This is a genomic window from Flintibacter faecis (assembly GCF_014287875.1).
GTDB classification, from domain to species: Bacteria; Bacillota; Clostridia; order Oscillospirales; family Oscillospiraceae; genus Lawsonibacter; species Lawsonibacter faecis_A.
The window spans coordinates 94,744-117,766 of the sequence record NZ_JACOPN010000004.1; the positions used below are offsets into that span (position 1 = coordinate 94,744).

Annotated in this window: 23 protein-coding genes; 20 read left to right on the forward strand and 3 right to left on the reverse strand. The window is 62.0% G+C overall.

The annotated features are described in order from the left end of the window. The first annotated feature begins 75 nt into the window (after nucleotides 1-75). From tsaE to recN, 16 genes are all read left to right on the forward strand, one after another. A complete protein-coding gene (tsaE, locus tag H8S55_RS07135; protein ID WP_186878393.1) occupies nucleotides 76-522 on the forward strand; it encodes a tRNA (adenosine(37)-N6)-threonylcarbamoyltransferase complex ATPase subunit type 1 TsaE in 447 nt (148 codons plus the stop codon). A gap of 253 nt (nucleotides 523-775) precedes the next feature. Further along, complete coding sequence (gene tsaB / locus H8S55_RS07140; protein WP_186878394.1) at nucleotides 776-1,486, forward strand: tRNA (adenosine(37)-N6)-threonylcarbamoyltransferase complex dimerization subunit type 1 TsaB; 711 nt, start codon at nucleotides 776-778, stop codon at nucleotides 1,484-1,486. Nucleotides 1,487-1,501: 15 nt separating this feature from the next. After that, on the forward strand, nucleotides 1,502-2,137 hold the full coding sequence (gene upp / locus H8S55_RS07145; protein ID WP_186878395.1) for a uracil phosphoribosyltransferase: 636 nt from the start codon (nucleotides 1,502-1,504) through the stop codon (nucleotides 2,135-2,137). A gap of 77 nt (nucleotides 2,138-2,214) precedes the next feature. Then, nucleotides 2,215-2,649 carry a Mini-ribonuclease 3 gene (locus H8S55_RS07150; RefSeq protein ID WP_186878396.1) on the forward strand — a complete coding sequence of 145 codons (435 nt, stop codon included), beginning with the start codon at nucleotides 2,215-2,217 and terminating at the stop codon, nucleotides 2,647-2,649. A 45-nt stretch (nucleotides 2,650-2,694) separates the two neighbouring features. After that, nucleotides 2,695-4,458, forward strand: a complete 1,764-nt coding sequence (locus H8S55_RS07155) for an Rqc2 family fibronectin-binding protein (protein WP_186878397.1) — start codon at nucleotides 2,695-2,697, stop codon at nucleotides 4,456-4,458. 296 nt (nucleotides 4,459-4,754) lie between these two features. Then, nucleotides 4,755-5,723: a cell wall hydrolase gene (locus tag H8S55_RS07160; protein ID WP_186878398.1), complete on the forward strand. Its 969-nt coding sequence runs from the start codon at nucleotides 4,755-4,757 to the stop codon at nucleotides 5,721-5,723. Between the two features lie 220 nt (nucleotides 5,724-5,943). After that, nucleotides 5,944-6,444, forward strand: coding sequence for a transcription antitermination factor NusB (gene nusB, locus H8S55_RS07165; RefSeq protein WP_186878399.1), 501 nt, complete (start codon nucleotides 5,944-5,946; stop codon nucleotides 6,442-6,444). A gap of 2 nt (nucleotides 6,445-6,446) precedes the next feature. Beyond that, the gene (locus H8S55_RS07170; RefSeq protein ID WP_186878532.1) at nucleotides 6,447-7,388 is read left to right on the forward strand and encodes a tRNA (adenosine(37)-N6)-threonylcarbamoyltransferase complex transferase subunit TsaD; all 942 of its coding nucleotides are present in this window, start codon (nucleotides 6,447-6,449) and stop codon (nucleotides 7,386-7,388) included. After that, nucleotides 7,385-8,608 carry an exodeoxyribonuclease VII large subunit gene (xseA, locus tag H8S55_RS07175; RefSeq protein ID WP_366467560.1) on the forward strand — a complete coding sequence of 408 codons (1,224 nt, stop codon included), beginning with the start codon at nucleotides 7,385-7,387 and terminating at the stop codon, nucleotides 8,606-8,608. The genes H8S55_RS07170 and xseA overlap by 4 nt, the downstream gene beginning before the upstream one ends. Nucleotides 8,609-8,610: 2 nt before the next feature. After that, nucleotides 8,611-8,850 (forward strand): exodeoxyribonuclease VII small subunit, encoded by a 240-nt coding sequence (locus H8S55_RS07180; RefSeq protein ID WP_186878401.1) that lies wholly within the window; start codon nucleotides 8,611-8,613, stop codon nucleotides 8,848-8,850. Beyond that, nucleotides 8,850-9,728, forward strand: a complete 879-nt coding sequence (locus H8S55_RS07185; protein ID WP_186878402.1) for a polyprenyl synthetase family protein — start codon at nucleotides 8,850-8,852, stop codon at nucleotides 9,726-9,728. Before H8S55_RS07180 ends, H8S55_RS07185 begins: the two co-directional genes overlap by 1 nt. Nucleotides 9,729-9,773: 45 nt before the next feature. Beyond that, on the forward strand, nucleotides 9,774-11,624 hold the full coding sequence (gene dxs / locus H8S55_RS07190) for a 1-deoxy-D-xylulose-5-phosphate synthase (RefSeq protein ID WP_186878403.1): 1,851 nt from the start codon (nucleotides 9,774-9,776) through the stop codon (nucleotides 11,622-11,624). Continuing rightward, the gene (locus H8S55_RS07195; RefSeq protein ID WP_186878404.1) at nucleotides 11,617-12,426 is read left to right on the forward strand and encodes a TlyA family RNA methyltransferase; all 810 of its coding nucleotides are present in this window, start codon (nucleotides 11,617-11,619) and stop codon (nucleotides 12,424-12,426) included. Before dxs ends, H8S55_RS07195 begins: the two co-directional genes overlap by 8 nt. Then, nucleotides 12,423-13,295 carry an NAD(+)/NADH kinase gene (locus H8S55_RS07200; RefSeq protein ID WP_186878405.1) on the forward strand — a complete coding sequence of 291 codons (873 nt, stop codon included), beginning with the start codon at nucleotides 12,423-12,425 and terminating at the stop codon, nucleotides 13,293-13,295. Before H8S55_RS07195 ends, H8S55_RS07200 begins: the two co-directional genes overlap by 4 nt. Continuing rightward, nucleotides 13,292-13,744 carry an arginine repressor gene (locus H8S55_RS07205; protein ID WP_186878406.1) on the forward strand — a complete coding sequence of 151 codons (453 nt, stop codon included), beginning with the start codon at nucleotides 13,292-13,294 and terminating at the stop codon, nucleotides 13,742-13,744. The genes H8S55_RS07200 and H8S55_RS07205 overlap by 4 nt, the downstream gene beginning before the upstream one ends. A gap of 34 nt (nucleotides 13,745-13,778) precedes the next feature. Then, a complete protein-coding gene (recN, locus tag H8S55_RS07210) occupies nucleotides 13,779-15,467 on the forward strand; it encodes a DNA repair protein RecN (RefSeq protein ID WP_186878407.1) in 1,689 nt (562 codons plus the stop codon). A 60-nt stretch (nucleotides 15,468-15,527) separates the two neighbouring features. Here recN and H8S55_RS07215 read toward each other — a convergent pair whose 3' ends face one another. Then, nucleotides 15,528-16,967, reverse strand: a complete 1,440-nt coding sequence (locus H8S55_RS07215; RefSeq protein WP_186878408.1) for a sodium-dependent transporter — start codon at nucleotides 16,965-16,967, stop codon at nucleotides 15,528-15,530. Between the two features lie 204 nt (nucleotides 16,968-17,171). Between H8S55_RS07215 and H8S55_RS14110 the strand changes: the two genes are divergently transcribed. The 4 genes from H8S55_RS14110 to H8S55_RS07235 all read left to right on the forward strand — a co-directional run bounded on the left by H8S55_RS14110 (nucleotide 17,172) and on the right by H8S55_RS07235 (nucleotide 21,043). Beyond that, nucleotides 17,172-17,819 (forward strand): hypothetical protein, encoded by a 648-nt coding sequence (locus H8S55_RS14110; protein WP_186878409.1) that lies wholly within the window; start codon nucleotides 17,172-17,174, stop codon nucleotides 17,817-17,819. Between the two features lie 368 nt (nucleotides 17,820-18,187). After that, nucleotides 18,188-19,033, forward strand: coding sequence for a DMT family transporter (locus H8S55_RS07225; RefSeq protein ID WP_186878410.1), 846 nt, complete (start codon nucleotides 18,188-18,190; stop codon nucleotides 19,031-19,033). A 34-nt stretch (nucleotides 19,034-19,067) separates the two neighbouring features. Beyond that, nucleotides 19,068-20,291: a tyrosine--tRNA ligase gene (gene tyrS / locus H8S55_RS07230; protein WP_186878411.1), complete on the forward strand. Its 1,224-nt coding sequence runs from the start codon at nucleotides 19,068-19,070 to the stop codon at nucleotides 20,289-20,291. Nucleotides 20,292-20,440: 149 nt separating this feature from the next. Then, nucleotides 20,441-21,043, forward strand: coding sequence for a Type 1 glutamine amidotransferase-like domain-containing protein (locus H8S55_RS07235; RefSeq protein WP_186878412.1), 603 nt, complete (start codon nucleotides 20,441-20,443; stop codon nucleotides 21,041-21,043). 339 nt (nucleotides 21,044-21,382) lie between these two features. On the opposite strand, the gene H8S55_RS07240 is transcribed toward H8S55_RS07235, so the two are convergent. Further along, nucleotides 21,383-22,126 carry a tRNA threonylcarbamoyladenosine dehydratase gene (locus H8S55_RS07240; RefSeq protein ID WP_186878413.1) on the reverse strand — a complete coding sequence of 248 codons (744 nt, stop codon included), beginning with the start codon at nucleotides 22,124-22,126 and terminating at the stop codon, nucleotides 21,383-21,385. A gap of 130 nt (nucleotides 22,127-22,256) precedes the next feature. Further along, a complete protein-coding gene (gene dapB / locus H8S55_RS07245; RefSeq protein WP_186878414.1) occupies nucleotides 22,257-23,012 on the reverse strand; it encodes a 4-hydroxy-tetrahydrodipicolinate reductase in 756 nt (251 codons plus the stop codon). Between the last annotated feature and the right edge of the window lie 11 nt (nucleotides 23,013-23,023).

Genomic DNA, 23,023 nt, shown 5'->3' on the forward strand with positions numbered 1-23,023 from the left:
GTAGAAAGGCAAACCCAAGGTGTGCTATAATAAAAAATGATTTGAAAATTTTCTGTAAACGGGGAGGCCGCACCCATGACAAAAGAGTATACCACCGCCGGGGAGGAGCAGACCGAGGCCCTGGGCGTTCGCCTGGGGCAGCTGATCCAGCCCGGGGCGGTGATCGCCTATACCGGGGACCTGGGGGCGGGGAAGACCGCCTTTACCCGGGGCCTGGCCCGGGGCTTGGGCATCCCGGACCGGGTGACAAGCCCCACCTTTACCATCGTCAACGAGTATGAGGGGGGGCGGCTGCCCCTGTTCCACTTTGATATGTACCGTCTGGGCAGCTCGGACGAGCTGTTCGACATCGGCTGGGAGGACTACCTGGCCCGGGGGGGCGTGTGTGCCGTGGAGTGGAGCGAAAATGTGGACGACGCCCTGGACGAGGATGCCATCCGGGTGGACATCCGCCGGGGTGCGCAGGACGACCAGCGGGTCATCTCTGTGACCAATGTCCCCGATCTGGCTGCCGACGAATAAGCAGTCAAACTCATGTTTCCCGCCCCCGCAGGGGGCGGGAAACAACAGCGTGTCAATAAACCCGTTTCTGTCATTCCGAGGAGCGAAGCGACGTGGGAATCCGTAACCCAAAAGTCGGAAATGTACTGATACCCGTGAGTTTTAGGAACGGATTGCCACGTCGGCCCGTTGGGCCTCCTCGCAATGACAGGCTTTTTTGACAGTCTCATGAGCGAACTTAGGAATTAGAAACAGAAGAAATGTGGGATAAAATATGATGATCTTAGCCTTGGAATCCTCTGCCACCGCCTGCTCTGCCGCCCTGTGCCGGGACGGGGAGCTGGTGGCCCAGTCCTATCAGAACAGCGGCCTGACCCACAGCCGGACTCTGCTGCCCATGGTGCGGGACATGCTGGAAAACTGCCAGCTCACCCTGGAGCAGGTAGATGTCATCGCTGTGGCGGCAGGCCCCGGGTCCTTTACCGGGCTGCGCATCGGCGTGGCCACCGCCAAGGGGCTGGCCTGGCCGGGGGACAAGGACTGCGCCCCCTGCTCTACTCTGGAGTCCATGGCCTGGCCCCTGGCCCACATGGCGGGCAGCCTTATCGTCTGCGCCATGGATGCCCGGCGCAAGCAGGTGTACAATGCTTTGTTCCTGGCTACCGGCACGGGGCTGGAGCGGCTGACCCCGGACCGGGCCATCTCTCTGGAGAATCTGGGTGCCGAGCTGAAAAATTATGAAAATTCTAAAATAGTCGTTGGAGATGGGGCCAAGCTGTGCTATAATACCTTGACAGAAGAAGGGATACCCATGGCCCTGGCCCCCAAGCACCTGCGTATGCAGAGCGCCTGGGGCGTGGCCCGTGCGGCGGAAGAACTGGCCGCCCGGGGCGGGCTGGTCAAGGGCGGGGCGCTGGTCCCCCAGTATCACCGCCTGTCTCAGGCGGAACGGGAGCGGCTTGCCCGGGAAAAAACTCAACAATAAAAGGAGAGCATCGCCATGTTTAACGAAAAAGTTCATGTTCTGGACCACCCCCTGCTGCAGCATAAGCTGACCATCCTGCGGGACGAGCGCACCGGTGTGAAGGAGTTCCGGGAGATCGTCTCTGAGATCGCCGCCCTGGAGTGCTATGAGGCCACCCGTGACCTGCCCCTGGAGGACATTGAGGTCAAGACCCCCGTGGCCACCGCCACCTTCAAGCAGCTGGCCGGCAAGAAGCTGGCCATCGTGCCCATCCTCCGTGCCGGTCTGGGTATGGTGGACGGCATCCTGAATCTGATCCCCTCTGCCAAGGTGGGCCACATCGGCCTGTACCGCGACCCCGAGACCCACACCCCCGTGGAGTATTATTGCAAGATGCCAAACGACATCGCCGAGCGGGATGTCATTGTGCTGGACCCCATGCTGGCCACCGGCGGCTCCGCCTCCGCCGCTATCACCTTCATCAAGGGCTATGGCTGCAAGCACATCAAGCTGATGAACGTCATCGCCGCCCCTGAGGGTATCGCCTGTATCCAGAAGGAGCACCCCGACGTGGACATCTATGTGGCCGCCGTGGACGAGAAGCTGAACGACCACGCCTACATCGTCCCCGGCCTGGGCGACGCCGGCGACCGCATTTTCGGCACCAAGTAAAAAACCGTCCCTGCTCCGCGCCCCGGGAGAGACATCCCGGGGCGCGTTTTTATGGCAGGTGGGTGGGAGGAAGAACAATGACCGACTATTTTGATCTGCACATGCCCCGGGACCAGCTGCTGAGCCTGTCCAGCCTGGGGCTGGCCCATCTGGGGGACGGGGTGTTCGAGGTGATGGTCCGCTCCTGGCTGTGTCTCCACGGGAAGGCAAAAGCCAAGGACCTGCACCGGGCCACGGTAAAGTATGTGGCGGCCCCCGCTCAGGCGGCGGCCATGGAGCGTATCCGGCCGATGCTCACCCCGGAGGAGGAGGAGGTATTCCGCCGTGGACGGAATACCGCGCCCCACTCCGTGCCCAAAGCGGCCAGCCGAGGGGAGTATCAGACGGCCACCGGCCTGGAAGCCCTGTTCGGCTGGCTCTATCTCCAGGGCCAGACCCGGCGGCTGAACGAGCTGTTCGCCGGGCTGATGGGGGAAGAAGACAACTCTGGACCCGTGCAGAAGAACGACTGACCAGGAAAAACACTTTACAGAAAATGAAGAACGAGGTGAAGGAATATGCCCCTTGATGCCCTGTGTCTGTCCGGCGTTGTGGCAGAGTTAAAGCCAATTTTGACGGGTGCCAAGATCGACAAGGTCCACCAGCCGGGCCGGGACGAGATGATTCTGGCCCTGCGGCTGGGCCGGGGGAACGGGCGGCTGCTGCTGTCCGCCAGTCCCAACCACCCCAGGCTGCAAATGACCGAGCTGTCCCGGGAGAACCCGGACGCGCCCCCCATGTTCTGTATGCTGCTGCGCAAGCACCTGATGGGCGGGCGCATCCTGAGCGTGGAGCAGCCCCATCTGGAGCGCATCGTGGAGCTGCGGCTGGAGGTGCTGGACGAACTGGGGGACCGGAAGGAGCGCCGCCTGATTCTGGAGGCCATGGGCCGCCGGGCCAATCTGGTGCTGGTGGACGACCAGGGCCGCATCGTGGACTGTCTGCGCCGGGTGGACGGGGATATGTCCGCCCAGCGGCAGCTGCTGCCCGGTCTGTTCTACCGTCTGCCCCCCGCCATGGAAAAAGCCGACCCCACCGCCCTGGATGGGGGAGAGTGGCTTCGCCGGGTGGAGCAGGCCCCAGGGGAGAGCCGGGTGGATCACTGGCTGCTGGACACCTTTGGCGGCTGGTCGCCTTTGGTCTGCCGGGAGATCGCCTTTCGGGCCGGGGGCCGTGTAGATGTGACCTTTGACGAGCTGGGTCCCCAGGGCCGGGTCCGGGTGGCCGAGGCGGCGGAAGCGCTGCTGAACTCTGTGAAGGAAAATAACTTTACGCCCACTGTGATCTCTATCGAAAAGCGTTCTAAGGACTTCACCTTCTTCCCGGCGGAGCAGTATGAAGAGGCGGGGGAGTGCACCGTCTATCCCAGCTTCTCCGCCCTGATGGACCGCTTCTATGAGCAGCGGGAGAATCAGGAGCGCATCCGCCAGAAGGGCCAGGATCTGATCCGTTCCGTCACCAACGCCCGGGACCGAACCGCCCGGAAGCTCGCCAATCAGCAGCGGGAGCTGGAGGCCACCCAGGATCGGGAGCGGCTGCGCCAGTTCGGGGACATCATCACCTCCAACCTCCACACCATGGAGCGCGGCATGGCCACGCTGCGGGCGCTGGATTTCTATGACCCGGAGGGGGCCGAAGTGGACATCAAGCTGGACCCCCTGCTCACCCCCCAGCAGAATGCGGCGAAATATTATAAGGAATACAACAAGGCGAAAACGGCGGAGGAGATGCTGACCATCCAGCTGGAGAAGGGCCGCCGGGAGCTGGACTATCTGAACAGTGTGCTGGAGAACATCACCCTGGCCGAGGGGGAACGGGACCTGCAGGAGATCCGCCAGGAGCTGGCGGACACGGGATATCTCCGCCGCCAGATCAAGGGGAGGGACAAGGGCCGCCGGTTGAGCCCAAAGCCCATGGAGTTCCGCTCCACCGCCGGGCTGCGCATCTCGGTGGGGAAGAACAACATGCAGAACGACCTGCTCACCTGCAAGCAGGCCTTTAAGAGCGACATCTGGTTCCACACCCAAAAAATCCACGGTTCCCATGTGATCCTGTGGACCGGCGGGGCCCAGCCCGACCTGCAAAGTTTAAACGAGGCCGCCTGTCTGGCCGCATGGTTCTCCCAGGGCCGGGAGTCGGGCAAGGTCCCCGTGGACTACACCCAGGTGAAATATGTGAAAAAGCCCGCCGGGGCCCGCCCGGGCATGGTGGTCTACACCACCTATGAGACCGCCTGGGTCACCCCGGATGAGAGCTTGGTCAAGCGGCTGCGGGTGAAGTAACACCGGTTTGCATAAAAACGAATGGCGCTGTCTTCCATCCCGGAAGCAGCGCCATTTTGATATCCTTCCGGCTGTTTTGTCTGGGCCAAAAAGAATAAAAATTCCCAATATCCGGGATAAAAACCCGGATTTTTTAAAAGATTCAGACAATTTCCACAAGTTTGACGGGGGAAGTATGGGCAGTTTTGCCCTTGCGCCCATGGGGATGATTGGTTACAATATGGTAACAAAAGTAACAACCGTTGCTTTTGGTTGTCATAATTATGACAAAATTTGTTTCCGTAGGAGTGTAGACAATGATACGCAAGCTAGTATCCTCACTGCTGTGCGCCTTTGCCTTACTCCTCCTGATGGGCGCGGGCACCGCTTCCGAGCAGACCACGTCCATCTTGGCAGAGGAGGAGAGCGGAGCCCCTTCCGGTTCCGCACTGACGACTGAGACGCAGGCAGACCTGGTGGAGCAGAGTGCTAAGGCGGTACCCGCCGCGGCCAGCGAAAGCCCCATTGAGGTAGCCGAGAGCGTGGAGCACGGGATGCGCATCGACGGGGAGTATGCCCCCACCGATGTGGCCATGACCCGCAGCGGCGGGACCACCTATGTGGCCCTGGCCGGAATGGCAAAGGCCCTGGACCCCGCCGCCACGGCGGCATGGGACGGCGGCTCCGGCACGGTGACCGTGACCACCCCCAAGATGACGGTGACGGCCAAAAGCGGCCAGAGCTATCTGGTGGCCAATGGCCGGTATCTCTACCTGCCCGGCAAGGTGCAGATGAACCAAGGCCGGGTGATCGTCCCCCTGTGGGCGGTGGCCCAGGCCTTTGATGCCAAGGTCAGCTGGGATGCCACGGCAAACCAGGTGATCGTCACCCGGGGCAGCGGGGCCATCCAGTCCGGGGCATCCTATTATAATTCCGACACCCTGTTCTGGCTCTCCCGCATCATTTATGCCGAAAGCGGCAACCAGTCCCTGAAGGGGCAGATGGCCGTGGGCAATGTGGTGATGAACCGGGTAGCCAGCCCCGTCTATCCCAACACCGTGAAAGGGGTACTGGCCCAGAAGAACCAGTTCACCACCTATCGGGGCGGGGCCCTGGCCAACCGGACCCCCAACGCCTCCAGCGTCATCGCCGCCAAGCTGGTGATGGACGGCGGCGTGGTGGAGGAGGTCCGCAACGCCCTGTACTTCGATTCCTGCGCCGGGAGCTGGGCCTCCCGCCACAAACAGTGCATCGCCGTGATCGGCGGGCACAAATTCTATCAATGAGCAGCTGCCGGGCGGCCATCCTGTTTGGGGTGGCCGCCGCTCTTTTTCTCCTTTTGGAGAAATTGGGGCTTTCTTTTTTGTATATTCATGTATATAATAGAATCACCTGTGAAATCACCATTTTAGACCGACGCCCCGGAAAAGCGCCCCATTGTTTTGGGCGGCAGTGGGGCCGGTGCCCCGCCGAAAGCGGTGGGGAATGAGTTTGGAGGATATAGCCATGACAAGAAGCAATGCCCGTGAGATCGCGGTCCAGCTGATCTTCTCCCTTGGGTTCAGCAACCACAGCGCCCAGGAGGTGCTGGACAGCCAGCTGACCCCGGAGCGCTTTGCGGAGCTGGCGGAGGAAAACGCCCTGTATGCCCAGTTCCCCAACGAGAAGCAGCAGCAGTACATCCGAGACCTGGTCCAGGGAGTATTCTCCCACGGCCCCGAGCTGGATGACTACATCAGTCGCTATGCAGTGGGCTGGTCCTTTGCCCGCATCCCCCGCATGGCCGCCGCCATTATGCGCACCGCCATGTACGAGGTGCTGTATGTGCCAGATGTGCCCAACGCCGCCGCCATCAACGAGGCGGTGGAGATCGCCAAGCGGTATGAGACCCAGGAAGTGGTCTCCTTCGTCAACGGCATTCTGGGCAGCTTTGTTCGGGCGGAGTTTTCCGAAACCCCGCCCAAGCCGGACAAGGCCGGCGAGGCTCAGCCCAAGGCGGAGGATTGACCATGGCGGTCCTGGGGCTGGATACCAGCAACTACACCACCTCCGCCGCCGTGTTCGACGGGGCGGGGGGCTGCAACGCCGGGCGGCTGCTCTCCGTCCGTCCCGGGGAACTGGGACTGCGGCAGAGCGACGCCCTGTTTCAGCATGTGAAGCAGCTGCCCGAGCAGTTTGAGAAACTGGAGCAGGGCGGCTGGCTCCACGACATTCGGGCAGTGGGAGCCAGCACCTGTCCCCGGGCGGTGGAGGGCTCTTACATGCCCTGCTTTCTGGCGGGGGCATCCCAGGGGCAGAGCTTGGCCCGGACCTTGGGGGTGCCCTTTTTTGCCCACTCCCACCAGCAGGGACACCTGGCCGCGGCGGCCTGGTCCGCCGGACATCTGGAGCTGCTGGACCGGCCTTTCCTGGCCTGGCACCTGTCCGGCGGCACCACCGAGCTGCTGCTGGTCCGGCCGGACGGCATCACCGTCCAGGCCGAGATCATCGGCGGGACAGAGGATATCTCCGCCGGGCAGCTCATTGACCGCACCGGTGTGCGTCTGGGGCTGGATTTCCCCGCCGGAAAGGCCGTGGACCAGCTCTCCCGCCAGGCCCACAAAGACCTGCGCTTTCCCGTGAAGCTGCGGGAGTTCTCCTTCTCCCTGTCCGGAATGGAAAACAAGATGGAACAGCTTGTCCAAGGGGGAGCGGACCCCGCCGATGTGGCCCGGTTCACCCTGAACGTGGTGTGCGACACCGTGGCGAAGGTGACCCAGCGGGCCATGGAGCGCCACCCCGGCCTGCCTGTGCTGTGCTCCGGGGGCGTGGCCTCCAATGTCCAGCTGCGGGAAGTGTTGACGCGCCGATGCAGCGCCCTGTTCGCCCAGCCCCAATATTCTACCGACAACGCCATGGGTACCGCCATCCTCACCTGGCGGGCCCTGGAGCGGCAGGAGGGACGGCTGTGAGAGGGGAGCGGGCCGTCCTCACCCCGGGACAGGTGGGACTCTATTTGAAAAACCTGATGGACCGGGACCGGGTGCTGTCCGGTCTGCTGGTGCGGGGAGAGATATCCAACTATAAGCTGTACCCCTCCGGCCACCACTATTTCACCCTGAAGGATGGGGAGGGGGCCCTGCGGTGCGTCATGTTCCGGGGGGATGCCGTCTCCCTGCGCTTCCGCCCCCAAAACGGGATGCAGGTCATCGCCGCCGGGCGGGTGTCCGTCTTTCCCCGGGATGGACAGTATCAGCTCTACTGCAGCCGCCTGACCCCGGAGGGGGCGGGGGACCTGCACGTGGCCTTTGAACAGCTGAAGGAGAAGTTGGCAGGTGAGGGCCTGTTTGCCCCGGAGCACAAAAAGCCCCTGCCGCCCAGTCCCGGGACCATCGCCCTGATCACCTCTCCCGTGGGTGCAGCGGTGCGGGATATGCTGCGGATCTTAAAGGCCCGGTGGCCCATGGCCCGGGTGCGGGTGCTGCCCGTGCGGGTCCAGGGGGAGGGTGCGGCGGAGGAGATATCCGCCGCCATCGCCTGGTGCGACCGGGAGCAGGCCGCCGACCTGATCATCACGGGCCGGGGCGGCGGGTCCATGGAGGACCTGTGGGCCTTTAACGAGGAGATCGTGGCCCGGGCCATCTACCGCTGCCGCATCCCGGTGATCTCCGCCGTGGGCCACGAGCCCGACGTGACCATCGCCGACTATGTGGCCGATCTGCGGGCCGCCACGCCCTCCAACGCCGCCGAGCTGGCCGTGCCAGACCGAAACGAGGTCTATGGCCGTCTGCTCAGCCTGGAAAAGCGGCTGGAGGGGGAGATGGGCCATCGGCTGGCCCAATCTCGCCGCCGGCTGGACCGCCTGTCCAAAAGCCGGGCCATGACCCGGCCGGAGGCCTATTTCCAGGCCAAGCGGCTGCTGCTGGACTATCAGAGCCGCCGATTGAACCAGGCGCTGGAGCGCACCGTGGCCCAGAACCGGGAGCGGCTGGCCGGTCTGGCCGCCGCCCTGGATGCCATGAGTCCCATGAAGGTGCTGGGCCGGGGCTATGCCATCGCCCGAAACGGGGAGGGCCGGGTGCTCTCCTCTGTGAAACAGACCGGGGCAGGGGAGACGCTGTCCCTCCGCCTTGCTGACGGCAGCCTGCGCTGCCATGTAGATGAGGTCCGGGGACCGGAACAGGAGGATTGACTGTGGCTGCAAGAAAGAAACTGGATTTTGAAGCGTCCATGACCCGGCTGGAGGAGATCGTCTCCCAGCTGGAGCAGGGGGATGCCCCCCTGGAACAGGCCATGACTCTGTTCGAGGAGGGGGCCAAGCTGCTGCGGGAGTGTACCCGTCAGCTGGACCAGGCGGAGCAGAAGGTGACGCTGCTCACGGCGGACGAGGACGGCCGGCCCGTGGAGCAGCCCTTCACCGGGGAGGAACCGTAATGGAACAAAGTTTTGAAACCATTCTGGCCCGGGACCGGGCCCTGATCGAGGACCGTCTGGCGGAGCTGTTCCGCCAGGACACCCGCTATGCCTGTGTGCAGGAGGCCATGGAGTATTCCCTACTGGCCGGAGGCAAGCGGGTCCGGCCTGTGCTGACCCTGGAGGCCTGCCGCATGTGCGGCGGCAGGGTGGAGGATGCCCTGCCCTTCGCCTGCGGCGTGGAGATGATCCACACCTATTCCCTCATTCACGACGATCTGCCCGCCATGGACGACGACGAGCTCCGCCGGGGCCGCCCCACCAACCATGTGGTATACGGCGAGGCCACGGCCATTCTGGCGGGTGACGGCCTGCTCACGGCGGCCTTTGGCCAGCTGACCAAGGCAGAGCTGCCCCCGGAGCGCATCGTCTCCGCCGTAGCCACCCTGTCCGCTGCCGCCGGTCCCTCGGGAATGGTGGGCGGTCAGGCTTTGGACATGGCCGGGGAGGGCCACGCCCTCAGCCGGGGGGAGCTGGAGCTGCTGCAAAGCCTGAAGACGGGGGCCCTCATCTCGGCGGCCGCCCAGCTGGGCGGCATCGCCGCCGGGGCCACCCGGGAGCAGCTGAAGCAGCTGGACCGGTATGCCCAGGCGTTGGGTCTGGCCTTCCAGGTACGGGATGACATGCTGGATGTCATCAGCTCTGACCAGGAGCTGGGTAAGCCCGTTGGCTCTGACCGGGCCAACGAGAAGAGTACCTTTGTCAACGCCCTGGGGCTGGAGAATTGTGCCCAACTGGTGGAGAAGCTGAGCCAGCAGGCGGCGGATGCCCTGGCGGAGTTTGAACAGCCGGAGTTTTTGGCTTGGCTGGCCCACGCGCTGGCAGACCGAAAGCAGTAACGGGGAACCTTATGAAAGAAATCCCCATAGGGGGAGGAAGATAGCTTGAAAGAGACAGAAGAGTATCAGCCCTTGCTGGCCGGGATCACCGACCGGGAGGGGACAGAGCTTTGCGCCCAGCTGCGGCAGGAGCTGGTGGACGATGTGTCCAAAACGGGGGGGCATCTGGCCTCCAATTTAGGGGCAGTGGAGCTGACGGTGGCCATCCATCGGGTGTTCGACACCCGGCAGGACCGCCTGGTCTTTGACGTGGGCCACCAGTGCTACTGCCACAAGATCCTCACCGGGCGGCGGGAGGCCATGGCCACCCTGCGGCAGTATGGCGGCATCGCCGGTTTTCCCAAGCCGGTGGAGAGCGTCCACGATGCCTTCATCGCCGGCCACGCCTCCAACTCCGTGGCGGTGGCCCTGGGTATGGTCCGGGCCCGGCAGGCGCTGGGGGAGCACTATAAAGTCATGGCCCTCATCGGCGACGGGGCCCTCACCGGTGGTCTGGCCTATGAGGGGCTGTCCAACGCCGGGGCCTGCGGCCAGCAGCTGCTGGTCATTCTCAACGACAACGGTATGTCCATCACCCCCAACGTGGGGGCGGTGGCCGATCACCTGGCCAAACAGCGCCTTAAGCCCCAGTATCTCACCTTTAAGCGGTACTATCGCCGGGTGATGAATTCCAATCAAGTAGGCCGCAAGGTATACCGCTTTACACACAAGGTAAAACAGGCGTTAAAGCAGAGCCTGCTGCCCTGCAGCATGTTCGAGAATATGGGCTTTAACTATGTGGGGCCGGTGAACGGCCACGACCTGGCCGGGCTGACCCGGGCCATGCGCTATGCCAGGGAGCTGAACGAGCCCGTGCTGCTCCATGTGAAGACGGTAAAGGGCAAGGGTTATGCCCCGGCGGAGGAGAACCCGGACGCATTTCATGGTGTATCCCCCTTCGACCCGGCCACGGGCAAGGCCAAAAAGAAATCGGGGGAGAATTTCTCCGCCGCCTTTGGCCGCACCCTCACCCGGTTGGCCCAGCAGGACCGGCGGGTGTGCGCCATCACCGCCGCTATGATGAGCGGCACGGGGCTGGAGCAGTTCCAGGCCGCCTGCCCGGAGCGCTTCTTTGATGTGGGTATCGCCGAGGGCTGCGCCGTCTCCATGGCCGCCGGAATGGCCAAGCAGGGGGCGATCCCCGTGTTTGCCGTCTATTCCAGCTTTCTCCAGCGGGCCTATGACATGCTCATCCATGACGTGGCCATTGACAAGCTCCACGTGGTGCTGGGTGTGGACCGGGCCGGACTGGTGGGGGAGGACGGCGAGACCCACCACGGCGTGTTCGACGTGGCCTTTTTAGACAGCGTCCCCGGCATGACGGTGTTGGCTCCGTCCAGCTATGCCGAACTGGAGGGGATGCTGGAGCAGGCTGTCCTCCATGTGAACGGCCCGGTGGCCATCCGCTATCCCAGAGGGGGCGAGGGGGCATATCGGGGCGATGCCGGACCCGGCCACGCCGCCGTGCTGCGTCGAGGCGATGATATCACCCTGGTGAGCTATGGCATCCTGATCAACGACGTGCTGGAGGCCGCGGAGCTTCTGGCTGGGGAGGGCATCCAGGCGGAGGTCGTCAAACTGAACGTCATTACCCCCCTGGACCCGGAACTGGTATTGGAGTCGGTAAAGAAAACAAAAGTTTTGTTGACCGCAGAGGACAGCGCCGCCCACGGCAGTGTGGGGGAGCGGCTGGCCGCCGCCGTGGCGGAGGCCGGACTGACCGCCAAGGTCCTCTGCCGCACCAGCGGCGACAAATTCGTGACCCACGGAGCGCTCAGCTGCCTGAAACAGGAGCTGGGACTGGACAGCGCCGGGATATTCCGCGCGGCGCTGGAGGAGGTGCGCAAGGATGGCTAAAAAACGCTTGGATGTGGCCATGGTGGAACAGGGCCTGGCAGAGAGCCGCCAGAAGGCCCAGGCGATTATCATGGCAGGGCAGGTCTATGTCAACGGCCAGAAAGTAGATAAGGCCGGGGCCCCTGTGACGGAGGATGCCGCCATTGAGGTGCGGGGAAAAACCCTGCGCTATGTCAGCCGAGGCGGTCTGAAGCTGGAGAAGGCCATGCAGCTGTGGCCCATCACCCTGAACGGCTTTGTCTGTGCCGATATCGGGGCCTCCACCGGGGGCTTTACCGACTGCATGCTGCAGAACGGAGCGGAGAAGGTCTATGCCGTGGACGTGGGCTATAATCAGTTGGACTGGCGACTGCGCACCCACCCCCAGGTGGTGTGCATGGAGCGGACCAACGCCCGCTATCTCACCGCCGAGCAGATCCCCCAGCCCCTGGACTTCTTCTCGGTAGACGTGTCCTTTATTTCCTTAAATCTCATCCTGCCCGCCGTGCGGCCCCTGATGGCCGACGGGGGCGAGGGGGTCTGCCTGGTCAAGCCCCAGTTCGAGGCGGGGAAAGACAAGGTGGGCAAAAAGGGCGTAGTCCGGGACCCCCAGGTCCATCTGGAGGTGCTGGAACAGTTCCTGGTCCACGCCGCCAACGCCGGTTTTGGTGTAAAGGATATTACCTTTTCACCCATTAAAGGTCCTGAGGGGAACATCGAATACTTGGGCTATCTCTCCACTCGGGAGGTGCCGCCCTACACCGGCGACCTGGCCGCTTTGGTGGAACAGTCCCACAGCGCCTGGAAGGAGGCCGAGGGATGAAGATCATCCTCAGCTCCAACCCCTATCGGGACCGGGGCCTGAAAGCAGCTTTAGAGGCCCAGCGCATCTTAGAACGGGCCGGGGCTAAGACCGTATTGTGCCTGCCCTTCGTCCCCAAGAAAGGGGAGCGAGTGGAGGTGCCCCGCCACGCCAACCTGAGCGTGCTGGCCCGGGAGCTGCCCACCGCCGACCTGCTCATCTGCTTCGGCGGAGATGGGACCCTGCTTCACGCGGCCCGGGATGCCACCCTTCACGGGGTCCCCATTCTGGGGGTGAACATGGGCAGTGTGGGCTTTATGGCCGAGCTGGAGCGCACGGAGCTGAACCAGCTGGTCGGTCTGGCTCAGGGCCGCTACACCACCGAGCAGCGGATGATGCTGGACGTGCGGGTGTTTCGGGGGGAGAAACTGGTGAGCGAGGACCTGGCCCTGAACGATGCGGTGATCTCCAAGGGTTCCATCGCCCGGGTGGTGGAGCTGGACGTGCTGGCGGACCGCACCCTTGTCACCTCGGTGACGGGGGACGGGATCATCATCTCCACGCCCACCGGGTCTACCGCCTATTCCATGGCGGCGGGAGGCCCCATTGTAGAGCCCACATCTCAGGCAATCATCGTTACTCCGGTGTGCGCCCATAGGCTCACCGCCCGGGCCATGGTGCTGTCCATGGACCGTACTGTGACCATCGCCCTGCCCAAGACAGCCCGCAAGTGTTTATACTTGTCAGTCGACGGTGGAAAAGCCATCCGTCTCTGCGGCGGAGACCGGGTGGAGGTGAAACGCTCCCGCCACGCTACCAAGTTGGTGCAGCTGACGCACCGGAATTTCTATCAGCTTGTGAATCAGAAGTTAGGAGGCGCAGCCCAATGAAAAATGCCCGTCAGGCGGAGATTTTGAACATCGTCCAGACCACAGAAGTGGAGACCCAGGAACAGCTGCTCTCAGCACTAAAGGCAAAAGGCTTTACAGCAACTCAGGCTACAGTATCTCGGGACATCAAGGAACTGCGCCTGGTAAAAGAACTCACCGGTCAGGGAAAATACCGCTATGCAGCCACTGACCGGAAGAACTCTGCCGGGACGGACACCCGGCTGCGGAATATCTTTAAGGAGGGTGTCACGTCGGTGGACGTGGCCCAGAACATCGTGGTGGTGCGCACCATGCCCGGTCTGGCCTCCGCCGCCTGCTCCGCCCTGGATGGGATGGACATCCCCGGCATGGTGGGCAGCCTTGCGGGGGATGACACGGGCATCCTCATCATGCGGGACAACGGCGCCGCCCAGAAATTCAGCAGCGAAGTCCACAAGCTGCTCACCTGACCCCCGGTTCCATGAAGGAGGGACGTAACACCCCATGCTTTCCCTGTTGCACATTGAAAATATCGCCATCATCGAATCGGCGGATATCCGCTTTGACAGCGGACTGAATGTCCTCACCGGCGAGACGGGGGCGGGCAAGTCCATTGTTATCGATGCCATCAGCGCCGTGCTGGGCCAGCGGACCAGCCGGGAGCTCATCCGCACCGGGGCCAAGTCCGCCCTGGTCACGGCGGTGTTCACCGGTCTGCCGCCCCTGCGCTGGCTGGCGGACAACGGCGTGGACCAGGGGGAGGAACTGCTGCTCCAGCGGGAGATCCAGGGGGACGGACGCAACGCCTGCCGTCTGAATGGACGGCCCATCACCGTGGCTCAACTGCGGGAGCTGGGCCGCTGTCTGCTGGACATCCACGGCCAGCACGACGGCCAGCAGCTGCTGGACCCCGCCTGCCATCTGGCCTATCTGGACCGCTTTGGCCGCACCCTGCCTCTGCTGGAGGATTATCAGGCCGCCTTTGCCCAGGTCAGCCGCATCCGAAAGGAGATCTCCGGGCTGAAAATGGACGATGCGGAGCGCTCCCGCCGGGTGGACACGCTGCAGTTTCAGATCCGGGAGCTGGAACGGGCCGAGCTGGTCCCCGGGGAGGACGGGGAACTCTCCGCCCGCCGCCGTCTGCTCCAGAGTTCCGGCAAACTGATGGACGGTTTGCAGGAGGGCCTGATGGCCCTGTCCGGCGGGGAGGACAGCTCCGGGGCCTGCGACCTCATCGCCCAGGCGGAGGGGGCCCTGCGGAGCATCGTCCGCTATGACCCCAGCCTGGAAGAGCTGGTCGAGCAGCTGTCCGGTCTGCGCTCTGCCGCCGACGACGCGGCGGAGCTGCTGCGGGATCAGACCCGGGAGATGGAGTTCTCTCCCGACGAGCTGGACCAGCTGGAGAGCCGCCTGGATGTGATCTACCGCCTGAAGAAAAAATATGGCTCCACCGTGGCCGAGATGCTGGACTATCTGGAGCGCTGCCGCCAGGAGCTGGACCAGATCGAGTTTGCCGACGATGCCATCGCCCGTCTGGAGAAGGAGCTGGCAAAGGCGAAGAAGGCCGCTCTGGAACGGGGCAAAAAGCTGAGCCAGGCCCGGGAAAAGGCGGCCCAGGCCCTGCAGGCCAGGGTCCAGGACGAGCTGCGCCAGCTGGATATGCCAAAGGTGCAGTTCGAGACCGAGTTCAGCCCCAGTCAGGGGGAGGACGGCATGGAGGCTGGCGGCCTGGAGCAGGCCCAGTTCCTCATGTCCGCCAACCTGGGCGAGGCGTTGAAGCCCATCCACAAGATCGCCTCCGGCGGCGAGCTGGCCCGCATTATGCTGGCCCTGAAAAACGTGCTGGCGGAGGACGACGGCATCGGCAGCCTGGTTTTTGACGAGGTGGACACCGGCGTGTCAGGCCGGGCCGCCCAGAAGATCGCCGAGAAAATGGCCCAGGTGGCCCGGCGCAAGCAGGTGCTGTGCGTCACCCATCTGCCCCAGATCGCCGCCATGGCCGACACCCATTTCTCCGTGGAGAAGGGGGAGCGCGGCGGGCGGACCTATACCCATGTGGCCCGTCTGGACCGCCCGGGCCGGGAGCAGGAGCTGTCCCGGCTGATGGCGGGCAGCGCCCTCACCGATGCCCTGCGCCAGAGCGCCGCCGAGCTGCTGAGCCGGGCGGAGGAATATCGGGCCGGTTTAAAATAAATAAGCAGCAAAATGCCGTGTACCGGAAAACCTCCGATACACGGCATTGTTTGTCTTGCTTTAGGCCACGGTCACGGTGAAGAACTGGGCCAGTTGGCCATACAGGATGAAGGCCATGCCAATGGGGGCGATGACCCGGATGGCGAAGATATAGAACCGGTAGAGCCGGGGGGAGAAGGGATTGTCCCGCTCCATCACCTCGTCCCGGATGGTGCCGGGGCCGATCTTCCAACCCACCAGCAGGGTCATGATCAAAGCGCCCAGGGGCATGGCCACGCCCTCGGAAATGAAGTCCATAAAGTCCAGCCAGGAGGCGGCCAGGTTCCGTCCCGTCTGGTGGAAGGGGACCCACAGTCCGTTGGACCCCAGGCCGTCCACCGCGACCAGGGTGCTCACGGCCATGACGGCCAGGCAGACCAGGCCCACAATGCGGCTGCGGTTGGGCTTATGGCCCTTCAGGGCGGCGTGGTCCAGGAAGAAGGTGACCATGACCTCGGTGAGGGCGATGGCGGAGGTGATGGCCGCCAGAGAGACCAGCAGATAGAACAGCACCCCGAACAGGGGACCGGCAGTGCCCATGGCGTTGAACACGTCCTGAAGGGTGATGAACAGCAGTTTGGGTCCGGCCAGCTCCGCCCCGGAACCGCCCAGAGCGAAGGCGGCGGGCAGCACCGCCATACCGGCCAGAATGGCCACCAAGGTGTCAGAGATGATGATGAGGGCGGAGTTTTTCACCAGGTTCTCCTGCTTGCTGAGATAGGAGCCATAGGTGACGGTGATGCCCATGGCCAGGGACAGAGAGAAGAACATCTGCCCGCCCGCAGCGGAGAGCACCCCGAGAAAATTCTCCTTGAACATCGTGAAGTTGGGGGCAAACATAAATTTCAGTCCGTCGATTGCCCCGGGCAGGGTCAGCGCCCGGATGATGACGATGACCAGCATAACAAACAGGGCGGGCATACCCACTTTATTGAAGCGCTCGATGCCGTCTTTGATGCCGCCGCGGATGATCAAAAAGCAGATGGCGATGAACAGGAACGTGAACAGCAGAGCCATGGGCTGGTCGGTGAGCATGCTGTGAAAGGACTCCGCACCGGACAGGTGGGACAGCTGGGACAGCCCCAGCAGCTCCCCTAAGTTCAGTGCCACATATTCCATGCAGTAGCCGCCCAGCACCGTGTAAAAGCTGAGGATCAGGAAGGGGGAGAGCATGGCCAGCCAGCCAATAAAGGTCCCCACGCCGCCCCCCAGGCGCTGATAGCTGACGATAACGCTGCGGCCCACCTTGCGGCCAATGGCCAGCTCTGAGAGCATGATGGGAAAGCCGATGAGGGCGGCCAGGATCACATAGACCAGCAGAAAGGGAAACCCGCCGCTGGCCCCCATTTTATACGGAAAAGCCCAGATATTGCCCAGCCCCACGGCGGCTCCCACCGTGGCCATCAGAAAGCCGAAATTGCTCCCCCATTGGCCGCGATGGTGTTGATGTTGATGTTCCATTTTTTCCTCCTAATTTCTTCTCCGGCATACAGCCATCTTTTTCAATACATGTTATGTTACCAGAATGACTGTAATTTCGTCAAGGAAAAATAGGCGTTTTTTATCGTTTCTGTACATTCTCTCCGGTCGGAGGGAAGATTTTTCTTGCCAGAGGGGAGCGCATGTTGTAAAATTAGGTATCCAGAAAAATTGGAGGGATAGCCCATGAAACGAAAATTGCTCCTGGCGATCCTGGCCGTTCTGGGGGTGGTGTGCATCTGCGCCGGTCTGTTCTTTTCCTTCCAAGAGGAGGACTGTTTCGCCCAGACCTCCGCAAAACCGGTGATCTACCTCTACCCCAGGGAGGAGACCAACGTGGACGTGACGCTGGACTATGACGGGCGTCTGACCTGCACCTATCCCAAGTACACGGGCGGCTGGTCCGTGACGGCCCGGCCTGATGGGACCCTCACCGATGGAGCCGGACAGAGCTACAACTATCTCTATTGGGAGGGGGAGGACCGGAACGAGTACGACTTCTCCCGTGGCTTCTGCGTGGCCGGGGCGGATTCCGCCGCCTTTTTAGAGGATGCCCTGGCCCGGCTGGGCCTCACCCGGCGGGAGGCCAACGAATTTATCGTCTTCTGGCTGCCCCAACTGGAGGAGAACCCCTATAACCTGATCGCCTTCCAGACCGATGCCTACACCGACCACGCCCGGCTCACCGTCACCCCGGAGCCGGACACGGTGCTGCGGGTATTCATGGCCTGGAAGCCACTGGACGCTCCCGTAGAGATCGAGGCGCAGCCCCTCACTGCCCCAACTCGGGAGGGCTTCACCCTGGTGGAGTGGGGCGGCAGCCGGGTGGATTGAGCTTGTATTGACGGGACAAAAATCCCGCGAACTGTGTATTGACAACGCATCCAAACTGTGCTATAAATCTAAATACTGCAACGAAAAGGAACAGTAGCTGCGGGCAGCCTGCGCAGAGAGCCTTCGGTCTGGTGCAACGGAGGAGAGGTGCCCGCGGTGAATACCCCTTGGAGCAGCCGCCCGAACCGCTTATGGATGCGCAGTAGGGGACAGGCCGGGCCGCGCCCGTTACCGCGCCGGAGTCAAGCACTCCAAAAGGCTCTGCCCTGCGAGGGGCCAGGCGACCAGAGGTGGTACCGCGTTTTCACGCCCTCTGTCCGGTTTTGCCGGACAGAGGGCGTTTTTCGTTTGAAAAGGAGGCGTGTCCCATGCAGCGGTGTACGGGAACCATATGTATTTTCCTGGCGGCGGTGCTCTACAGCATCGGCGGACTGTGCATGAAGGTGATCCCCTGGAGCGGCCTGTCCATCAACGGGGCCCGCACCGGCATCGCTTTGATCGTACTGGTCATCTATCTGGCAGTCATCCGTCATCCCCTGCGGATGAACCGGTGGGTGGCCCTTGGCACCATGTTCATCTTCCTGACCAATGTGCTCTTTGCCATGGCCAACAAGATGACCACAGCGGCCAACGCCATCGTGCTGCAGTTTACTGCCCCCATCTTCGTCATCCTGTTCAGCATCGTCATTTTCCGCAAAAAACCGGGGGCGCTGGATCTGGCTGCCTGCGCCCTGGTCTTTGGGGGCGTGATCTTCTTTTTCCTGGACAGCCTGACCATGGGCGGAGGACTGGGCAACGTTGTCGCCCTCATCTCCGGTGCGACTTACGCCGGGGTGTTCCTGATGAACGAGCTGCCCGACAGCGACCCCATCTCCTCGGTGTTCTGGGGAGATGTGCTGTCCGCTCTCACCGGGCTGCCCTTCCTATGGAAAGAGACGGAGTTTCCCACCACGGCCCTGGTCAGCGTCGTGATCCTGGGCGTGTTCCAGGTGGCCTTTGCCTATATCCTGCTGACCATCGGCCTGAAAACCACCCCGCCGGTGACAGCCAGCCTGGTCTCCGGCATCGAGCCGGTACTCAACCCCATTCTGGTGGCCCTGTTCTATGGGGAGACAATGGGGCGCTTTGCCCTGATCGGCGCCGCCATCGTCGTTTTCGGCGTGGTTGGCTATAACGTGCTGCTGGCGAAGAAGCCAGCCGAAGAAAAAAGCTGAAGATCCACACACATTGAGATAAGGAGAGAATCAAATGACTTGCTATGAGGAACTGAAAGCCCGCGGCCTGATCGCTCAGGTCACCAACGAGGAGGAGATCTCCAAGATGATCAACGAGGGCAAGGCCGTGTTCTACATCGGCTTTGACCCCACCGCCGACTCCCTGCACGTGGGCCACTTTATGGCCCTGTGCCTGATGAAGCGGCTGCAGATGGCCGGAAACCAGCCTATTGCCCTCATCGGCGGCGGCACCGGCTATATCGGCGACCCCTCCGGCCGCACCGATATGCGCTCCATGATGACTCCCGAGACCATCCAGCACAACTGCGACTGCTTCAAAAAACAGATGGAGCGGTTCATCGAGTTCGGCGAGGGCAAGGCCCGGATGATCAACAACGCCGACTGGCTGCTGAAGCTGAACTATGTGGAGCTGCTGCGGGAAGTGGGCGGCTGCTTCTCCGTGAACAACATGCTGCGGGCCGAGTGCTATAAGCAGCGCATGGAGAAGGGCCTGAGCTTTTTGGAGTTCAACTATATGATCATGCAGTCCTATGACTTCTACTATCTGTTCCAGCACTATGGCTGCAACATGCAGTTCGGCGGCGACGACCAGTGGTCCAACATGCTGGGCGGCACCGAGCTCATCCGCCGCAAGCTGGGCAAGGATGCCCACGCCATGACCATCACCCTGCTGCTGAACTCCGAAGGCAAGAAGATGGGCAAGACCGCCAACGGCGCGGTGTGGCTGGACCCCAACAAGACCTCCCCCTATGACTTTTATCAGTACTGGCGCAACGTGGGCGACGACGACGTGCTCAAGTGCCTGCGGATGCTCACCTTCCTGCCCCTGGAGCAGATCGACGAGATGGACAAGTGGGAGGGCAGCCAGCTGAATACCGCCAAGGAGATTTTGGCCTTTGAGCTGACCAAGCTGGTCCACGGCGAGGAGGAGGCCACCCGTGCCCAGGCCGCTGCCAAGGCCCTGTTCGTGGGCGGCGGCGACATGAGCAACGTGCCCGCCACCACTCTGACCCAGGATGACCTGACCGACGGCACCATCGGCGTGCTGGACCTGATGGTCAAGTGCAAGCTGGCCCCCTCTAAGAAGGAGGCCCGCCGCCTGGTGGAACAGGGCGGCGTGGAGGTCAACGGCGAGAAGGTCGCCGCCCCCACCGTCAGCTACACCGCTGCCGATTTGACCGGCGAGGGCCTGCTCATCAAAAAGGGCAAGAAGGTCTATCACCGGGCGCAGATGTAAGCCCCTGTGGGAAAATACAGCGCATGAGAAAAGAGCAGCCGCAGCAGTTCAAAGCTTGCTGCGGCTGTTCTTGTATTCAGCCGTGCTGTGTGATACTATGAGGTCAGAGAGAACGACAAACTCGAATTTATATATAAAGGAGAATATTGATGAAACTGTTTTTATGTTCGCACTTTTCAAGTGTAGGAAGTCTGATAAAGGAAGAAATTGAAAATAAAAAAGTCACATTTATTCCAACAGCTTCGCTGCGTGAAGGCTACACCGGTTATGTCGGCTCGGCTCAAAAATTATTCAAAAAGTTGGGAGCAATCGTAACTGAAATTGATATTTCAACGGAGGCTTATTCAACGATACAGTCTGTTTTTGAAGAAGCAGATGTGATATATTTTACCGGCGGAAATTCTTTCTTTCTTATGGACCAGCTCCGTAAAACGGGAACTGATGGGCTGCTGAAAAAGGAATTGGCAAATGGAAAATTGATGATCGGCGAGTCGGCAGGCGCAATTATATGCGCTCCAAGCATCCAATATATCGAGCAAATGGATGAAAAGCCGGAGGACTACTCACAAGAAGATGATGCAGGGCTTGATTTGATTGATTTCTATGTTCTTCCGCATTATCTTACAGCACCATTTAAGAAAGTTACCGAGAAAATAATGACTGAGTTTTCGGATTTGAATCTATGCCCAATTAACAACCGTCAGGGAATTGTAATTGATGGTGAAGGTTCAAAGGTTATTTGCAAAGACTAATTTGAAAATTCCAGTTTGTAACGCTGAAAAATCAAAATATAAGGAGGTCATATAAGCTTTTCAATGTTATTGCTTCTCGTATAGGTTATAATGGGTGCGGGGGCCTTTGTCGCATTTAATGGAAGGAACACGGCAATCGGCATGGCATTGCTGCTTGTCATGGCGGTTGGTATTTTAATTTTGGGATATCTGTTCGTCCGTTCGCCAATGTGATAAATCTCGATGTTGTTATGCGCACCCGGAGTGCTGTGGCCAGACGATCTAATCAGGTAAAAAATGCAAACAATGCGGTTTTTCAGCCGCATTGTTTGCGTTTGTGCCGTCTACAGGCCGGGAGTCTCAAAACTGCCCGATGTCCCGCACCACTGCGCTGGCCAGGACCAGGCCGGCGGCGGCGGGGACAAAGGAGATGGAGCCGGGGGTGGCCCGGCGGGCGGTGGAGCCGGGGCGGGTATCCTGCCCGGCTGGGGCCTCCGTCTGGATGGGCCGGGCGGGGGAGAGGGGCTCCTCCTGGGAGTAGACCACCTTCAGGTGGTTGATGCCCCGCTTGCGCAGCTCCTTGCGCATCACCCGGGCCAGGGGGCAGCCCTGGGTCTTGCTGATGTCCGTGACCACAAAGCCCGTGGGGTCCAGCTTGTTCCCCGTGCCCATGGCGCTGATGAGGGGGACGTTCAGCCGGGCGCACCGCTGGGCGATGTCCAGCTTGGCGGCCACGGTGTCGATACAGTCCACCACATAGTCATACTGCCCCAGGTCCACCGTGTCCGCGTTTTGGGGCAGATAGAACATGCGGATGGCCCGGACGGTGCAGTCTGGATTGATGTCCGCCACCCGGCGGGCGGCCACTTCCGCCTTGGGCTGGCCGATGGTGGAGCGCAGAGCAACCAACTGGCGGTTCAGGTTGCTCTCAGACACGGTGTCATCGTCATACAGATCCAGAGCGCCCACGCCCGCTCGGGCCAGGGCCTCCACGCAGAAGCCGCCCACGCCGCCGATGCCGAATACGGCCACCCTGGCCCGGGCCAGGCGGTCCAGGGGGGCGTCCCCGATGAGCAGGCGGGTGCGGATAAAGGGATCAGACATGGTGTTGCCTCCTTTGTTCCTGATTTGAGTTCTGCCCCCGCTGGGGGCAGAAGTAGAAAAAAGCGTAAAATCAGCAATATCCCCGCCCCGAAAACAGGGGGCGGGGATATGAAATTTCCGTAAAGGCCTTTTACTTTACAAGCATACTCATGTCATACATTCCGGGGGCGGTGACACCGGCGATGAACTTGGCGGCCTCCACCGCACCCTGGGCGAAGATCTCCCGGGAGAGGGCGGTGTGGCGGATCTCCATCACCTCGTCGTGCCCGGCGAAAATGATCTCATGCTCGCCCACGATGGTGCCGCCGCGCACGGCGGAAATGCCGATCTCCTTCTTGTCCCGGGGCTGGCGGACACTGTGGCGCTCGAACACATATTCGGTCTCGTGGCCACAGCTCTGGGCGGCGGCATCGGCGATCATCAGGGCGGTGCCGGAGGGGGCATCCACCTTGCGGCGGTGGTGCCGCTCCACGATCTCGATGTCATAGCTGTCGCCCAACACGCTGGCCGCCTTCTTTACCAGTTCCAGCAGGACGTTGATGCCCAGGGACATGTTGGCGGAGCGGAAAATAGGGGCCTCCAGAGCGGCAGCGCCGATCTGGGCCACCTGCTCCGGGGTGTAGCCGGTGGTGGCCAGCACCAGGGGGGTCTTGGTGGTCCGGGCGAACGCCAGCAGGCCGTCCAGGGCGGCGGGGGAGGAGAAGTCGATCACCGCGTCCGCCTTGCCCTGGAACTGGGCGGGGGAGGCATAGACGGGAAAGCTCCCATCGCCGGTGCCCATCACGTCGAAGCCCGCGACCACCTCCACCTGGGGATCGGCGGCGCACAACCCGGCGACAACTCGGCCCATGTGGCCGTTGCAGCCGGAAACGATTATCTTCAGCATGGCAAACGCTC

Excerpts from the sequence above, each read along its gene's own strand:
- H8S55_RS07195 (WP_186878404.1), top strand. The coding sequence starts at position 11,617 with ATGGCTAAAAAACGCTTGGATGTGGCCATGGTGGAACAGGGCCTGGCA.
- recN (WP_186878407.1), top strand. The coding sequence starts at position 13,779 with ATGCTTTCCCTGTTGCACATTGAAAATATCGCCATCATCGAATCGGCG.
- tsaB (WP_186878394.1), top strand. The coding sequence starts at position 776 with ATGATGATCTTAGCCTTGGAATCCTCTGCCACCGCCTGCTCTGCCGCC.
- tsaE (WP_186878393.1), top strand. The coding sequence starts at position 76 with ATGACAAAAGAGTATACCACCGCCGGGGAGGAGCAGACCGAGGCCCTG.
- H8S55_RS07150 (WP_186878396.1), top strand. The coding sequence starts at position 2,215 with ATGACCGACTATTTTGATCTGCACATGCCCCGGGACCAGCTGCTGAGC.
- H8S55_RS07240 (WP_186878413.1), bottom strand. The coding sequence starts at position 22,126 with ATGTCTGATCCCTTTATCCGCACCCGCCTGCTCATCGGGGACGCCCCC.
- upp (WP_186878395.1), top strand. The coding sequence starts at position 1,502 with ATGTTTAACGAAAAAGTTCATGTTCTGGACCACCCCCTGCTGCAGCAT.
- H8S55_RS07160 (WP_186878398.1), top strand. The coding sequence starts at position 4,755 with ATGATACGCAAGCTAGTATCCTCACTGCTGTGCGCCTTTGCCTTACTC.
- nusB (WP_186878399.1), top strand. The coding sequence starts at position 5,944 with ATGACAAGAAGCAATGCCCGTGAGATCGCGGTCCAGCTGATCTTCTCC.
- H8S55_RS07155 (WP_186878397.1), top strand. The coding sequence starts at position 2,695 with ATGCCCCTTGATGCCCTGTGTCTGTCCGGCGTTGTGGCAGAGTTAAAG.
- H8S55_RS14110 (WP_186878409.1), top strand. The coding sequence starts at position 17,172 with ATGAAACGAAAATTGCTCCTGGCGATCCTGGCCGTTCTGGGGGTGGTG.
- H8S55_RS07235 (WP_186878412.1), top strand. The coding sequence starts at position 20,441 with ATGAAACTGTTTTTATGTTCGCACTTTTCAAGTGTAGGAAGTCTGATA.
- H8S55_RS07185 (WP_186878402.1), top strand. The coding sequence starts at position 8,850 with ATGGAACAAAGTTTTGAAACCATTCTGGCCCGGGACCGGGCCCTGATC.
- H8S55_RS07215 (WP_186878408.1), bottom strand. The coding sequence starts at position 16,967 with ATGGAACATCAACATCAACACCATCGCGGCCAATGGGGGAGCAATTTC.
- tyrS (WP_186878411.1), top strand. The coding sequence starts at position 19,068 with ATGACTTGCTATGAGGAACTGAAAGCCCGCGGCCTGATCGCTCAGGTC.
- H8S55_RS07205 (WP_186878406.1), top strand. The coding sequence starts at position 13,292 with ATGAAAAATGCCCGTCAGGCGGAGATTTTGAACATCGTCCAGACCACA.
- H8S55_RS07200 (WP_186878405.1), top strand. The coding sequence starts at position 12,423 with ATGAAGATCATCCTCAGCTCCAACCCCTATCGGGACCGGGGCCTGAAA.
- dapB (WP_186878414.1), bottom strand. The coding sequence starts at position 23,012 with ATGCTGAAGATAATCGTTTCCGGCTGCAACGGCCACATGGGCCGAGTT.
- H8S55_RS07225 (WP_186878410.1), top strand. The coding sequence starts at position 18,188 with ATGCAGCGGTGTACGGGAACCATATGTATTTTCCTGGCGGCGGTGCTC.
- H8S55_RS07170 (WP_186878532.1), top strand. The coding sequence starts at position 6,447 with ATGGCGGTCCTGGGGCTGGATACCAGCAACTACACCACCTCCGCCGCC.